General features: G+C 44.9%; 7 protein-coding genes, 13 tRNA genes and 3 rRNA genes. All 23 read left to right on the top strand.

Annotated features, from left to right (window positions below):
* Positions 1 to 128 precede the first annotated feature (128 nt).
* Positions 129 to 1,091 (top strand): 6-phosphofructokinase, encoded by a 963-nt coding sequence (gene pfkA, locus I592_RS08740; RefSeq protein WP_010780578.1) that lies wholly within the window; start codon positions 129 to 131, stop codon positions 1,089 to 1,091.
* A gap of 61 nt (positions 1,092 to 1,152) precedes the next feature.
* Complete coding sequence (gene pyk / locus I592_RS08735) at positions 1,153 to 2,937, top strand: pyruvate kinase (RefSeq protein ID WP_010780579.1); 1,785 nt, start codon at positions 1,153 to 1,155, stop codon at positions 2,935 to 2,937.
* 331 nt (positions 2,938 to 3,268) lie between these two features.
* Complete coding sequence (locus tag I592_RS08730; RefSeq protein WP_044926513.1) at positions 3,269 to 3,823, top strand: YceD family protein; 555 nt, start codon at positions 3,269 to 3,271, stop codon at positions 3,821 to 3,823.
* Positions 3,824 to 3,881: 58 nt separating this feature from the next.
* Entirely contained in the window at positions 3,882 to 4,061 is a 180-nt protein-coding gene (rpmF, locus tag I592_RS08725) for a 50S ribosomal protein L32 (RefSeq protein ID WP_010740070.1), read from the top strand.
* Positions 4,062 to 4,522: 461 nt separating this feature from the next.
* Positions 4,523 to 5,944, top strand: a complete 1,422-nt coding sequence (gene gndA, locus I592_RS08720; RefSeq protein WP_010780581.1) for an NADP-dependent phosphogluconate dehydrogenase — start codon at positions 4,523 to 4,525, stop codon at positions 5,942 to 5,944.
* A gap of 108 nt (positions 5,945 to 6,052) precedes the next feature.
* On the top strand, positions 6,053 to 6,739 hold the full coding sequence (locus tag I592_RS08715) for a response regulator transcription factor (protein ID WP_010740068.1): 687 nt from the start codon (positions 6,053 to 6,055) through the stop codon (positions 6,737 to 6,739).
* Positions 6,736 to 8,241 carry a HAMP domain-containing sensor histidine kinase gene (locus I592_RS08710; RefSeq protein ID WP_010780582.1) on the top strand — a complete coding sequence of 502 codons (1,506 nt, stop codon included), beginning with the start codon at positions 6,736 to 6,738 and terminating at the stop codon, positions 8,239 to 8,241. The genes I592_RS08715 and I592_RS08710 overlap by 4 nt, the downstream gene beginning before the upstream one ends.
* Positions 8,242 to 8,768: 527 nt before the next feature.
* A 16S ribosomal RNA gene (locus I592_RS08705) occupies positions 8,769 to 10,327 on the top strand.
* 242 nt (positions 10,328 to 10,569) lie between these two features.
* Positions 10,570 to 13,482 (top strand): 23S ribosomal RNA (locus I592_RS08700).
* 75 nt (positions 13,483 to 13,557) lie between these two features.
* A 5S ribosomal RNA gene (gene rrf, locus I592_RS08695) occupies positions 13,558 to 13,673 on the top strand.
* Together the 16S, 23S and 5S rRNA genes with 13 tRNA genes alongside form the textbook arrangement of a ribosomal RNA operon.
* A gap of 8 nt (positions 13,674 to 13,681) precedes the next feature.
* Positions 13,682 to 13,755 (top strand) — tRNA-Asn (locus tag I592_RS08690).
* Positions 13,756 to 13,802: 47 nt separating this feature from the next.
* A tRNA-Ser gene (locus tag I592_RS08685) sits at positions 13,803 to 13,891 on the top strand.
* A gap of 16 nt (positions 13,892 to 13,907) precedes the next feature.
* A tRNA-Glu gene (locus I592_RS08680) sits at positions 13,908 to 13,979 on the top strand.
* Positions 13,980 to 13,995: 16 nt separating this feature from the next.
* Positions 13,996 to 14,068: transfer RNA gene (locus tag I592_RS08675), tRNA-Val, on the top strand.
* Between the two features lie 3 nt (positions 14,069 to 14,071).
* Positions 14,072 to 14,144: transfer RNA gene (locus I592_RS08670), tRNA-Asp, on the top strand.
* A gap of 36 nt (positions 14,145 to 14,180) precedes the next feature.
* Positions 14,181 to 14,256 (top strand) — tRNA-Phe (locus tag I592_RS08665).
* Between the two features lies 1 nt (position 14,257).
* Positions 14,258 to 14,338 (top strand) — tRNA-Tyr (locus tag I592_RS08660).
* A gap of 8 nt (positions 14,339 to 14,346) precedes the next feature.
* A tRNA-Trp gene (locus I592_RS08655) sits at positions 14,347 to 14,417 on the top strand.
* Between the two features lie 16 nt (positions 14,418 to 14,433).
* Positions 14,434 to 14,506 (top strand) — tRNA-His (locus I592_RS08650).
* Between the two features lie 11 nt (positions 14,507 to 14,517).
* Positions 14,518 to 14,589, top strand: a tRNA-Gln gene (locus I592_RS08645).
* Positions 14,590 to 14,658: 69 nt separating this feature from the next.
* Positions 14,659 to 14,729, top strand: a tRNA-Cys gene (locus I592_RS08640).
* Between the two features lie 24 nt (positions 14,730 to 14,753).
* Positions 14,754 to 14,837: transfer RNA gene (locus I592_RS08635), tRNA-Leu, on the top strand.
* Positions 14,838 to 14,895: 58 nt separating this feature from the next.
* Positions 14,896 to 14,968 (top strand) — tRNA-His (locus I592_RS08630).
* Positions 14,969 to 15,042: the final 74 nt, after the last annotated feature.

Genomic DNA, 15,042 nt, shown 5'->3' with positions numbered 1-15,042 from the left:
TTTCAAAAACTTTTTTCAAAATACGCGCTTTTCCCATAGACATCCCAAGACTTTTGGGATGTTTTTTGGTAGAATGTACCATGAATTACACGATGTATGTTTTTTGAGAATACTTATGAGGTGAGAAAATGAAACGCATTGGAATTTTAACAAGTGGAGGAGACGCTCCCGGAATGAACGCTGCTGTTCGTGCAGTGGTTCGTAAAGCGATTTTTGAAGGCATGGAAGTTTATGGCATCAATTATGGTTTTGCCGGTTTAGTCGCTGGTGATATCCGTCGTTTAGACGTTGCAGATGTCGGCGATAAGATCCAACGAGGCGGAACTTTCTTATATTCAGCTCGTTACCCAGAATTTGCTACAGAAGAAGGGCAATTAAAAGGGATCGAACAATTAAAAAAATTCGGTATCGAAGGCCTAGTTGTTGTCGGTGGTGACGGTTCTTATCACGGAGCGATGGCGTTAACAAAACACGGCTATCCAGCGGTTGGTATCCCAGGAACGATCGATAATGACATTCCAGGAACAGACTTTACTGTCGGGTTCGATACAGCGATCAACACCGTGCTAGAATCTGTCGACCGTATTCGTGATACAGCGACTTCACACGTTCGTACGTTCGTTATCGAGGTTATGGGACGTAATGCAGGCGATATCGCTTTATGGTCAGGTGTTGCTGGTGGTGCTGACGAAATCGTCATTCCAGAACACGAATTCGACATGGCGAAAATCGCGAAGAAAATCCAAGCAGGCCGCGACCGCGGGAAGAAACATTGCTTGATCATCCTTGCTGAAGGTGTGATGGGCGGAAATGAATTCGCGGATAAATTAGCGGAATACGGCGACTTCCATACACGTGTCAGTGTATTAGGTCACGTTGTTCGTGGCGGCGCTCCAAGTGCACGCGACCGTGTCTTGGCAAGCAAATTTGGTTCATACGCTGTTGACTTGCTTTTAGAAGGCAAAGGCGGATTGTGTATTGGTATCAAGGACAATGAAGTGGTTGCTGCTGATATCGTCGACGCATTAGAAAACAAAAAACACAAACCAGATCTTTCTTTATATGATCTAAACAACGAAATCTCATTTTAATCTCGTTAATAATAGTGAAAGCTATATATTATAAACAATCAAGAATGGAGCGTATTACGTAATGAAAAAGACGAAGATCGTTAGTACATTAGGACCAGCAAGCAACACGGTTGAAACAATCTCAGAATTAATTGAAGCTGGTGCTAACGTGTTCCGTTTCAACTTCTCACACGGAGATCACGAAGAACAATTATCACGTATGCACATGGTTCATGAAGCAATTGAAAAAACTGGTAAAGACGTTGGTATTCTTTTAGATACAAAAGGTGCTGAAATCCGTACAACTGTTCAAGATACAACAGAAGCAGACTATGGTCGTGCTGGATATATCGAATTTAACGTAGGCGACAAAACACGTATCTCAATGGATTCTGAATTGAAAGGTACAAAAGAAAAAATCGCTGTTACTTACCCTGGCCTATTCGACGATGCACATATCGGCGGACACATCTTATTCGATGATGGCTTGATCGACATGGAAATCGTTGACAAAGACGATGCAAACCGTGAATTGATCATGGTCGTTAAAAATGCAGGTATGCTAGGTTCACGTAAAGGGGTAAACGCTCCTGGAATCTCAATCAACTTACCTGGTATCACTGAAAAAGATGCAGACGATATCCGTTTTGGTTTGGATAACGACATCAACTTCATCGCTGCAAGTTTTGTACGTAAAGCACAAGACGTTCTTGATATTCGCGAAATTTTAGAAGAAAAAAATATGACACACGTGCATATCTTCCCTAAAATCGAATCACAAGAAGGAATCGACAACATCGATGAAATCATCAAAGTTTCTGATGGTATCATGATCGCTCGTGGAGACATGGGTGTTGAAATCGCTCCTGAATTAGTACCAATGGTTCAAAAGCGCATCATCAAAAAATGTAACTATGCAGGCAAACCGGTTATTACAGCCACTCAAATGTTAGAATCAATGCAAGAAAACCCACGTCCAACACGTGCGGAAGCATCTGACGTTGCCAACGCTGTATTTGACGGAACAGACGCTACAATGCTTTCTGGTGAATCTGCAAATGGTAAATATCCAGTTGAAGCTGTTGGCACAATGGCTCGTATCGACATGGAAGCAGAAGCTGCTTTGTCAGAACTAGGTTCATTCCAAATCAACGAATTTGACAAATCAAATGTGACTGAAACAATTGGTTTATCTGTTGCACGCGCTGCGAAGAACTTAGGCGTTAAAACAATCGTTGCTGCTACTGAATCAGGCCATACAGCTCGTATGATCTCTAAATACCGTCCAGATGCTGACATCTTGGCTGTCACATTCGACGAACATACAAAACGCAGCTTGATGGTTAACTGGGGCGTCTTCCCAACAGTTGCTGAAAAACCAACAACAACTGACGAAATGTTCGACTTAGCTGCTCAAAAAGCAGTTGACTTAGGTTTCGCATCAGAAGGCGACTTGATCTTGATCACTGCTGGTGTACCAGTTGGTGAACGTGGAACAACCAACGTTATGAAAGTTCAAATGATCGGTTCTAAATTATTACAAGCACAAGGAATCGGCGAATCAACAGTCGTTGCCCATGCAGTCGTAGCAAAATCTGCTGACGAAGCAATCAAAAATGCAAAAGACGGTATGGTCTTAGTTGTACCAACAACTGATAAAGACTATATGCCAGCGATTGAAAAAGCTGCTGCATTGATCGTTGAAGATGGCGGCTTGACTTCACACGCTGCAGTTGTCGGTATCGCTCAAGATATCCCTGTGATCGTGGGTGCGAAAGACGCAACTTCAACAGTTGTTGACGGCGAATTAGTCACTGTTGACCCTCGTCGCGGTATCGTTTACCGTGGACAAACTACAGCCATCTAAACCATTAGATCGTTGTTTTTAAAGGAAATGTGGGGACTGCGACATATTTATGTCACAGTCCTTTTCTATGAAGAATACAGAGGATGGCGCATTGTCGATATTTCTATGATACCTATAAGCTCAGCTAGCTCAGTAATAAGGTGAGAATTTTTCTGACGTAAAATTCTTTTTGTTTTCGTACGCATACCATTTTTCTAATCACGCTAAAGCGTGAAGAAAAACTGGCAAAGCTGACTAAGCTCATAAAGCTTTTAAGGGTGTCAAGAAAATTTCATTGACAAAGGTTTTTTCCACCTGTATAATATCGATTGTTGCTTAGAGGTGATGAATGATGAAATGGTCGATTGGCGAATTGCGCCGCTATAAAGAAGAAGCACTAAATTTTTCAGAAACGATCGATGTGAATGAGGCATTGACAGCCCGGGATAACGAGGTCTTAGCAGTAGCTCCGGTTGCTGTAGAAGGAATCTTATCTGTCGGAAAAAATGAATATATTTTACATTATCGTTTGAAAACTGTTGTAACTGTTCCTTCAGCCCGCTCCTTGGAACCAGTTGATCTGCCACTTGATCTTTCAGTGGACGAAGTATTCATGACACGGGAGCAATGGTCTTCTATGGAAGAAGAACGGGATGAAGAGATTCTTGTCCTAGACACGGATACGATCGACTTGACCGATTCTATCGAAGACAACATTTTATTAGCGATTCCGATGCAAGTTTTTTCTGAAGAAGAATTACGCACGACTGATTTGCCGAAAGGAAACGATTGGGAAGTCGTCAGTGAAGAAGACTACTTACAGAAAAAAGAAGAGGTCGCTGAAACAATTGATCCTCGTCTTGCGAAATTATCTGAGCTGTTCAACGAATCAGAAGATGACAAGTAAGATTGGAATAAAATGTATCACTAATGATACTTCATTTTATAAGGAGGTGTAACACCCAATGGCAGTACCAGCTAGAAAAACATCAAAAGCTAAAAAGAACAAACGTCGTACTCACTACAAATTGACCATTAAAGGATTAAACGAATGTCCTAACTGTGGCGAAATGAAGAAGAGCCATCACGTATGTGCCAACTGTGGCTACTATGATGGAAAAGATGTTATGTCTAAAGAAGCATAAGCACTTTTTAATAGAGAAAGTCAAAACCTCAAGACTAACCATGGAGTCTTGAGGTTTTTTTCTTAGATTTTCAAGCGTCAAGCGCAGGCGATGCGAAAAGAACAGTCCACTCGTTGGGCATTCTGATCAGCACCGTCTTTACTGGGTGAAAAGCCCGAACTTGTCAAATTTCGTTAAAGCCTTGGAAAAACATGGTGAAAAAAGACAAATAAAGCTTGCTTTTCTCAAAAAAACACTATTCATTTTCCATTCTCACTTTCTTAGGATATAATGAGAAACGTATTGAATAAATAAGTTGACTATGCACAGTTCCAATAAAGGAATCACTGTTTATATGAATTGTTCAAATAGTCGCGCATTTGACCTGTGGAATCATTCAGCGAGTTTACGTGGAGAAGCCATAGGGAGGATCACTCTTATTTTTTCCAATGGGAATTACAGCATGAACTAGGAGGATAACTATGTCAAAACAACAATTCGGCGTCGTAGGTATGGCCGTGATGGGAAAAAATCTAGCCTTGAATATTGAGAGCCGCGGATATTCTGTCGCTTTGTTCAACCGGACTGGGTCTAAAACTGAAGCGGTAGTCGCAGAGCACCCTGACCGTAACTTAAAAGCAACATTCTCAATCGAGGAGTTTGTAGAAGCGATCGAGAAACCACGTCGTATCCTTTTGATGGTGCAAGCAGGTCCAGCAACCGACGCAACTATCCAATCGTTGTTGCCGCATTTAGATAAAGGCGATATTTTGATCGACGGAGGGAACACCTTCTTCCAAGACACCATTCGTCGGAATGAAGAATTGTCGACTTCAGGAATCAATTTCATCGGTACAGGCGTTTCCGGTGGGGAAAAAGGCGCACTCGAAGGCCCTTCAATGATGCCGGGCGGACAAAGAGAAGCCTACGATTTGGTTGCGCCGATCTTTGAACAAATCGCTGCGAAAGCAGAAGATGGCGAACCATGTGTCACGTATATCGGTGAAAACGGTGCGGGCCATTATGTAAAAATGGTGCACAACGGTATCGAATACGGGGATATGCAATTGATCGCTGAATCCTATGATTTGATGAAACATTTGCTAGGTCTTTCTGTTGACGAGATGGCAGAAGTCTTCTCAGAATGGAACAAAGGCGAATTAGACAGCTATCTGATCGAGATCACTGCGGACATTTTGACGCGCAAAGACGATGAAGGATCAGACGAGCCGATCGTTGATATGATCAAAGATGCTGCAGGAAATAAAGGTACCGGTAAATGGACATCACAAAGCGCCTTAGATTTAGGTGTGCCGCTGCCATTGATTACGGAATCTGTTTTTGCTCGTTTCATTTCTGCCTATAAAGAAGAACGTGTCGAAGCCAGCAAAGTTCTTTCTGGACCAGCTCCTTATAAATACGAAGGCGATAAGAAAGAATTAATCGAAAAAATCCGTGAAGCCTTGTATTTCAGTAAAATCATGAGCTATGCGCAAGGGTTCTCTCAATTACGTGTTGCATCAAAAGAATACGACTGGGACTTGCCATTCGGCGATATCGCGAAAATCTGGCGTGCCGGCTGTATCATTCGTGCACGTTTCTTGCAAAAGATTACAGATGCTTACGACAAAGATGCCGATCTTGCGAACTTGATGCTAGATGACTACTTTAAAGAAATCACTGAAAAATACCAACAAGCCGTTCGTGAAGTTGTGGCGATCGCTGTACAAGCAGGGGTCCCTGTACCAACATTCTCATCTGCTATTACGTATTATGATTCTTACCGTGCGGAACGGTTGCCAGCAAACTTGATCCAAGCACAACGGGATTACTTCGGTGCCCACACCTATGAACGGATGGATAAAGAAGGAATTTATCACTATAGTTGGTACCACGAAGAATAGCAAAAGTTATTTATAACATTTAGTGATAACTAGCTATAGCTTTTTGACAGGTTTAGCCCTATAATAATAGAGGTTTAATGAAATTCAACTTGGAAAGGAACTAAAAAAATGAGTAATATTCTGATCATTGAAGATGAGAAAAATCTAGCTCGTTTTGTCGAACTAGAATTGAAACACGAAGGCTATGATACAGAAGTTCATTATAATGGTAGAACAGGACTCGAAGCCGCTTTAGAAAGTGACTGGGATGCAATCTTACTTGACTTGATGCTTCCTGAATTGAATGGTCTGGAAGTTTGCCGCCGTGTTCGTCAGGTGAAAAACACACCGATCATCATGATGACAGCCCGTGACTCTGTGATCGACCGCGTTTCTGGATTAGATCACGGTGCCGACGACTATATCGTCAAACCTTTTGCGATCGAAGAATTATTGGCGCGTTTACGTGCGTTGCTTCGTCGAATTGATATCGAAGGCGATAAGAATGTTGCTAAACAAACGACGATCACTTATCGTGACTTAACGATCGAAAAAGAAAATCGTGTCGTACGTCGCGGAAATGAAATCATTGAATTGACCAAACGTGAATACGAATTGCTATTGACGCTTATGGAAAATGTCAACGTTGTTCTTGCCCGGGATGTTTTACTTAACAAAGTTTGGGGTTACGAAACAGAAGTAGAAACCAACGTAGTGGATGTATACATTCGTTACTTGCGGAATAAAATTGATGTACCAGGCGAAGACAGCTATATTCAAACCGTCCGTGGTACTGGTTACGTTATGCGCTCATGAGAAAATTTATCAAGAAACAAAGAGAACTGAAGGGGCCCTCACTCACCATCAAGTGGGCCTTTACAAGTTCTTTCTTTATATTCGTCGTTTTTACGATCTTCGCTGTGATCACGTATAAATCCTCCGTGAATTTGATCGTCACTAAAGAAAGAACAAACGTCGAGCGAACGATCTCTGAAGTGACTTCTCGTCTGGCAAATGCGGATGAAGAGCTGACACTTGTCAATACGTATCGGACATTGACGGAAACAGACGCGCAAGACAATGCGATGTACGATCAAAACATGACATTAGAAGGCAACATGATGCGCATTGATGACTTTATTTCTGAACTCGGTCAGCGTCAATTATCTCTGGATATCTACAATTTAGATAAGAAACTGATCTTTAAAACACAAAAGGATTACCAGCCCTTAGTTCAAACGAAGCACAAAGCGCCTACGATCGTTACCGTGGATGAAAAGAACGGCTTTTTATCTGTAGAGCCGATTTATTCTAAAAAGACTCGGGAAAAGATTGGTTATGCTCAAGTCTTTTATGAGCTGTCTGATTTTTACGAGATGCGCAGCAAACTGCTGCTGACGCTGATCGTCCTGGAGATCGTTTCGCTATTGTTGAGCAGCTTTTTAGGGTTCCTGTTATCTTCCTATTTCTTAAAACCTGTGAAGATTTTACGAGACACCATGGAAATCATTCGACAAGACCCTCAAGCCGAGGTGCATGTGCCTGAAATTACAACCAATGATGAGTTATCTGATCTGGCGGTGATTTTCAACGATGTGATTGATCGCATCCGCATGTACATCGAGCAGCAGGAACAATTTGTTGAGGATGTCTCTCATGAATTGAGGACACCTGTGGCAGTCATCGAAGGCCATTTGAATATGCTGAATCGCTGGGGCAAAGACGATCCGGAAATTTTGGATGAATCGATCCAAGCCAGCTTACAAGAACTGGTTCGTATGAAGAGTCTTGTGCAGGAGATGCTTGACCTGTCTCGGGCAGAACAAGTCGATGTCTATTATGGAAACGAAACGTCGAAAGCAAAAGAAGTGACGAACCAAGTATTCAATAACTTCAAATTACTGTATCCTGAATTTACATTTACCTTGGACGACGATCTAGATGGTGAGAAGATCCTCAAGATTTACCGCAATCATTTGGAGCAAATCATGATTATTATTCTAGACAACGCTGTAAAATACTCCACAGATCGAAAAGAAGTTCATCTTTCTGTTTCATCTACTCTAAACAAGTTTGAAATCGCGATACAAGATTTCGGTGAAGGAATTCCTGACGAGGACATTGATAAAGTCTTTAACCGTTTTTACCGTGTCGATAAAGCACGCGCGCGGACCAAAGGCGGGAATGGCCTGGGACTGTCAATCGCCCATAAACTTTTAGAGAGCTACAAAGGAAGTATCAGTGTCGAAAGTTCAGTTGGTAAGGGAACTATTTTTAGAATTTTTATCCCAATGATGGAAGAAAAAACAGCCGAGTAATACTTGGCTGTTTTTTTATGCGAAAGTTGCAAAGGAATTCAAGATAAGATAGCGTTATTTTTGTTTTAAAATCGAACGTTATTTTGGAGTTTCAAATGAACGTTCGAAAAATAAAAAAGATTGAAAAAAATCACAAAAAATAGTTGCATTAATGGTTGAAGATTGCTATATTATTAAATGTTCCCAAGAGATAAAAACATCTCGAAAAAAGTTAGAAATAATTGTTGACGGATGGGAAATCTTGTGGTATTTTTATAAAGTCGCTTGAACGAAACGCGAAGCAAATTTGTTTTTTTATCAAAAAGTTTTTAAATAAAAGTTGTTGACTTTTAAATAAAAACCTGATATGATATAAAAGTTGCTGAAACAAAGCGACAAACAACGTAGACCTTTGAAAACTGAACGAATAAAACAAACCAAATGTGTAGGGCGCTTCTATTCTATAGAAGCAAACAACATAGCAAGCAATATGCTAGCAAGTCAATTATTAAATTGAGCTTAACAATCGCAAGATTGTTTCAAACACTTTATATGAGAGTTTGATCCTGGCTCAGGACGAACGCTGGCGGCGTGCCTAATACATGCAAGTCGAACGCTTTTTCTTTCACCGGAGCTTGCTCCACCGAAAGAAAAGGAGTGGCGAACGGGTGAGTAACACGTGGGTAACCTGCCCATCAGAAGGGGATAACACTTGGAAACAGGTGCTAATACCGTATAACAATAGAAACCGCATGGTTTCTATTTGAAAGGCGCTTTTGCGTCACTGATGGATGGACCCGCGGTGCATTAGCTAGTTGGTGAGGTAACGGCTCACCAAGGCAACGATGCATAGCCGACCTGAGAGGGTGATCGGCCACATTGGGACTGAGACACGGCCCAAACTCCTACGGGAGGCAGCAGTAGGGAATCTTCGGCAATGGACGAAAGTCTGACCGAGCAACGCCGCGTGAGTGAAGAAGGTTTTCGGATCGTAAAACTCTGTTGTTAGAGAAGAACAAGGATGAGAGTAAAATGTTCATCCCTTGACGGTATCTAACCAGAAAGCCACGGCTAACTACGTGCCAGCAGCCGCGGTAATACGTAGGTGGCAAGCGTTGTCCGGATTTATTGGGCGTAAAGCGAGCGCAGGCGGTTTCTTAAGTCTGATGTGAAAGCCCCCGGCTCAACCGGGGAGGGTCATTGGAAACTGGGAAACTTGAGTGCAGAAGAGGAGAGTGGAATTCCATGTGTAGCGGTGAAATGCGTAGATATATGGAGGAACACCAGTGGCGAAGGCGGCTCTCTGGTCTGTAACTGACGCTGAGGCTCGAAAGCGTGGGGAGCAAACAGGATTAGATACCCTGGTAGTCCACGCCGTAAACGATGAGTGCTAAGTGTTGGAGGGTTTCCGCCCTTCAGTGCTGCAGCTAACGCATTAAGCACTCCGCCTGGGGAGTACGACCGCAAGGTTGAAACTCAAAGGAATTGACGGGGGCCCGCACAAGCGGTGGAGCATGTGGTTTAATTCGAAGCAACGCGAAGAACCTTACCAGGTCTTGACATCCTTTGACCACTCTAGAGATAGAGCTTCCCCTTCGGGGGCAAAGTGACAGGTGGTGCATGGTTGTCGTCAGCTCGTGTCGTGAGATGTTGGGTTAAGTCCCGCAACGAGCGCAACCCTTATTGTTAGTTGCCATCATTTAGTTGGGCACTCTAGCGAGACTGCCGGTGACAAACCGGAGGAAGGTGGGGATGACGTCAAATCATCATGCCCCTTATGACCTGGGCTACACACGTGCTACAATGGGAAGTACAACGAGTCGCGAAGTCGCGAGGCTAAGCTAATCTCTTAAAGCTTCTCTCAGTTCGGATTGTAGGCTGCAACTCGCCTACATGAAGCCGGAATCGCTAGTAATCGCGGATCAGCACGCCGCGGTGAATACGTTCCCGGGCCTTGTACACACCGCCCGTCACACCACGAGAGTTTGTAACACCCGAAGTCGGTGAGGTAACCTTTTGGAGCCAGCCGCCTAAGGTGGGATAGATGATTGGGGTGAAGTCGTAACAAGGTAGCCGTATCGGAAGGTGCGGCTGGATCACCTCCTTTCTAAGGAAATAGTTCATCTTAGATGAACGTTACGGAAACTACACAGGCTTGCTTTTATTCGTTCAGTTTTGAGAGGTCTACTCTCAAATCGTTCATTGAAAACTGGATACAGAAACAAAATGTTAAACAAACCGAGAACACCGCGTTGAATGAGTTTTTTAATAAGTTCAATTGCTTATTTATTACTAAGGAACATGATCGCTCATGGAAATTAGTAAGACCCTTGACGCAAGTCAAGATAAGGTTAAGTGAATAAGGGCGCACGGTGGATGCCTTGGCACTAGGAGCCGATGAAGGACGGGACTAACACCGATATGCTTCGGGGAGCTGTAAGTAAGCTTTGATCCGGAGATTTCCGAATGGGGAAACCCAGCATCTTTTATAGGATGTTACTTTTCAGTGAATACATAGCTGAATAGAGGTAGACGCAGAGAACTGAAACATCTAAGTACCTGCAGGAAGAGAAAGAAAAATCGATTCCCTGAGTAGCGGCGAGCGAAACGGGAAAAGCCCAAACCAAGAGGCTTGCCTCTTGGGGTTGTAGGACTCCAATATGGTAGTTCAGTGAGATAGTCGAAGGACCTGGAAAGGTCTGCTAGAAAGGGTAAAAGCCCCGTAGACAAAATTTGACTGGCACCTAGGAGGATCCTGAGTACGGCGGAACACGAGGAATTCCGTCGGAATCCGGGAGGACCATCTCCCAAGGCTAAATACTCCCTAGTGACCGATAGTGAACCAGTACCGTGAGGGAAAGGTGAAAAGCACCCCGGAAGGGGAGTGAAATAGATCCTGAAACCGTGTGCCTACAACAAGTTAGAGCCCGTTAATGGGTGATAGCGTGCCTTTTGTAGAATGAACCGGCGAGTTACGATTACTTGCGAGGTTAAGTTGGAAAGACGGAGCCGCAGCGAAAGCGAGTCTGAATAGGGCGAATGAGTAAGTGGTCGTAGACCCGAAACCATGTGATCTACCCATGTCCAGGTTGAAGGTGCGGTAAAACGCACTGGAGGACCGAACCCACGTACGTTGAAAAGTGCGGGGATGAGGTGTGGGTAGCGGAGAAATTCCAAACGAACTTGGAGATAGCTGGTTCTCTCCGAAATAGCTTTAGGGCTAGCCTCAGAGTAAGAATGATGGAGGTAGAGCACTGTTTGGACTAGGGGCCCATCTCGGGTTACCGAATTCAGATAAACTCCGAATGCCATCCATTCATCTCTGGGAGTCAGACTGTGAGTGATAAGATCCATAGTCGAAAGGGAAACAGCCCAGACCACCAGCTAAGGTCCCCAAATAACTATTAAGTGGAAAAGGATGTGGGGTTGCACAGACAACTAGGATGTTGGCTTAGAAGCAGCCACCATTTAAAGAGTGCGTAATAGCTCACTAGTCGAGTGACCCTGCGCCGAAAATGTACCGGGGCTAAATAGTTTACCGAAGCTGTGGAGCACACCATGAGGTGTGTTGGTAGGAGAGCGTTCTAAGGGCGTTGAAGGTAGATCGTGAGGACTACTGGAGCGCTTAGAAGTGAGAATGCCGGTATGAGTAGCGAAAGACAGGTGAGAATCCTGTCCACCGAATGACTAAGGTTTCCTGGGGAAGGCTCGTCCGCCCAGGGTTAGTCGGGACCTAAGCCGAGGCCGAAAGGCGTAGGCGATGGATAACAGGTTGATATTCCTGTACCCGTTGTTTTTGTTTGAGCAATGGAGGGACGCAGGAGGCTAAGGAATCAGACGATTGGAAATGTCTGTCCAAGCAACAAGTCTTGATGTGAGTCAAATGCTTACGTCTCTAAGGACAAGTTGTGATGGGGAGGGAAATATAAGTACCGAAGTTCCCGATGTCACACTGCCGAGAAAAGCTTCTAGTAAGAAAACAATGGCCCGTACCGCAAACCGACACAGGTAGTCGAGGAGAGAATCCTAAGGTGAGCGAGAGAACTCTCGTTAAGGAACTCGGCAAAATGACCCCGTAACTTCGGGAGAAGGGGTGCTGATCTAACGATCAGCCGCAGTGAATAGGCCCAAGCGACTGTTTATCAAAAACACAGGTCTCTGCAAAATCGAAAGATGACGTATAGGGGCTGACGCCTGCCCGGTGCTGGAAGGTTAAGAGGAGTGCTTAGCGTAAGCGAAGGTACGAATTGAAGCCCCAGTAAACGGCGGCCGTAACTATAACGGTCCTAAGGTAGCGAAATTCCTTGTCGGGTAAGTTCCGACCCGCACGAAAGGCGTAACGATTTGGGCACTGTCTCAACGAGAGACTCGGTGAAATTTTAGTACCTGTGAAGATGCAGGTTACCCGCGACAGGACGGAAAGACCCCATGGAGCTTTACTGCAGTTTGATATTGAGTGTTTGTACCACATGTACAGGATAGGTAGGAGCCGTAGAAGTCGGGACGCTAGTTTCGACAGAGGCGCTGGTGGGATACTACCCCTGTGTTATGACCACTCTAACCCGCACCACTAATCGTGGTGGGAGACAGTGTCAGATGGGCAGTTTGACTGGGGCGGTCGCCTCCTAAAGAGTAACGGAGGCGCCCAAAGGTTCCCTCAGAATGGTTGGAAATCATTCGCAGAGTGTAAAGGCACAAGGGAGCTTGACTGCGAGACCTACAAGTCGAGCAGGGACGAAAGTCGGGCTTAGTGATCCGGTGGTTCCGCATGGAAGGGCCATCGCTCAACGGATAAAAGCTACCCTGGGGATAACAGGCTTATCTCCCCCAAGAGTCCACATCGACGGGGAGGTTTGGCACCTCGATGTCGGCTCGTCGCATCCTGGGGCTGTAGTCGGTCCCAAGGGTTGGGCTGTTCGCCCATTAAAGCGGCACGCGAGCTGGGTTCAGAACGTCGTGAGACAGTTCGGTCCCTATCCGTCGCGGGCGTTGGAAATTTGAGAGGATCTGTCCTTAGTACGAGAGGACCGGGATGGACTTACCGCTGGTGTACCAGTTGTCTCGCCAGAGGCATCGCTGGGTAGCTATGTAGGGAAGGGATAAACGCTGAAAGCATCTAAGTGTGAAGCCCACCTCAAGATGAGATTTCCCATTTCTTTAAGAAAGTAAGATCCCTGAGAGATGATCAGGTAGATAGGTCAGGAGTGGAAGTGCAGTGATGTACGGAGCGGACTGATACTAATCGATCGAGGACTTAACCAAAAAAATTGATTCACGGTAGTTTAACCGTTTCTGATCCAGTTTTGAGTGAACGACGTTTACTCAGATAAAGCATAGTGTGGTGGCGATAGCGGGAAGGATACACCTGTTCCCATGTCGAACACAGAAGTTAAGCTTCTTAGCGCCGATTGTAGTGAGGGGTTGCCCCTTGTGAGATTAGGACGTCGCCACGCGTTGTTATTCCGGCATAGCTCAGTTGGTAGTAGCGCATGACTGTTAATCATGATGTCGTAGGTTCGAGTCCTACTGCCGGAGTTTCTCATAAGAGAAATAAGAGTATTGGGCCTTTGTGCTCCTATCTTGGAGAGTTGTCCGAGTGGCCGAAGGAGCATGATTGGAAATCATGTAGGCGGGTATTCCTGTCTCAAGGGTTCGAATCCCTTACTCTCCGTAATATCTTTTTTACTGGCCCGTTGGTCAAGCGGTTAAGACACCGCCCTTTCACGGCGGTAACACGGGTTCGATTCCCGTACGGGTCATTTAATTAAATACCATGGGGGTTTAGCTCAGCTGGGAGAGCATCTGCCTTACAAGCAGAGGGTCAGCGGTTCGAACCCGTTAACCCCCATTCGGTTCCGTGGTGTAGGGGTTAACATGCCTGCCTGTCACGCAGGAGATCGCGGGTTCAAATCCCGTCGGGACCGTTTTGTTTAATTAAAAACTTTAAACTATTTATATATGGCGCGGTAGCTCAGTTGGTAGAGCAACGGATTGAAGCTCCGTGTGTCGGCAGTTCGATTCTGTCCCGCGCCACCATGGAGGAGTAGCGAAGTGGCTAAACGCGACGGACTGTAAATCCGTTCCTTAGGGTTCAGTGGTTCGAATCCACTCTCCTCCATTTGTTTCAGGGGCATAGTTTAAAGGTAGAACAGCGGTCTCCAAAACCGTTAGTGTGGGTTCAATTCCTGCTGCCCCTGTTCTTTTATTAATATGGCGATCGTGGCGAAGTGGTTAACGCACCGGATTGTGGCTCCGGCATTCGTGGGTTCGATTCCCATCGTTCGCCCTTGTAATTATTGGGGTATAGCCAAGCGGTAAGGCAAGGGACTTTGACTCCCTCATGCGTTGGTTCGAATCCAGCTACCCCAGTTTTCTTAGAAAAGTTTCAGGAAACTCTCTTGAAAAATACTTGTTCTAAGGGGAAAACAATAGTATAATGGCGGTATAGCCAAGTGGTAAGGCAGAGGTCTGCAAAACCTTCATCACCGGTTCAAATCCGGTTACCGCCTTAGTACTAGAATATTTATTGACATGCCGGCGTGGCGGAATTGGCAGACGCGCTGGACTCAAAATCCAGTGCCCTCACGGGCGTGCCGGTTCGACCCCGGCCGCCGGTATAAAGAGCTAAGATGTTATTTCATCTTAGTTTTTTATTTGAAATTAAATAGGGTAATGGCGATCGTGGCGAAGTGGTTAACGCACCGGATTGTGGCTCCGGCACTCGTGGGTTCGATTCCCATCGTTCGCCCTAGCGAAAGACTTAGCAGAAATGTTGAGTCTTTTTTTTGTTGTCCAGAATAGGAAATTTGTCTGTTTCATCTT

This window comes from Enterococcus gilvus ATCC BAA-350, assembly GCF_000407545.1.
GTDB lineage: Bacteria > Bacillota > Bacilli > Lactobacillales > Enterococcaceae > Enterococcus_A > Enterococcus_A gilvus.
The sequence above is the reverse complement of the archived record's forward strand: the minus strand, read 5'-3'. Positions and strand labels throughout refer to the sequence as shown.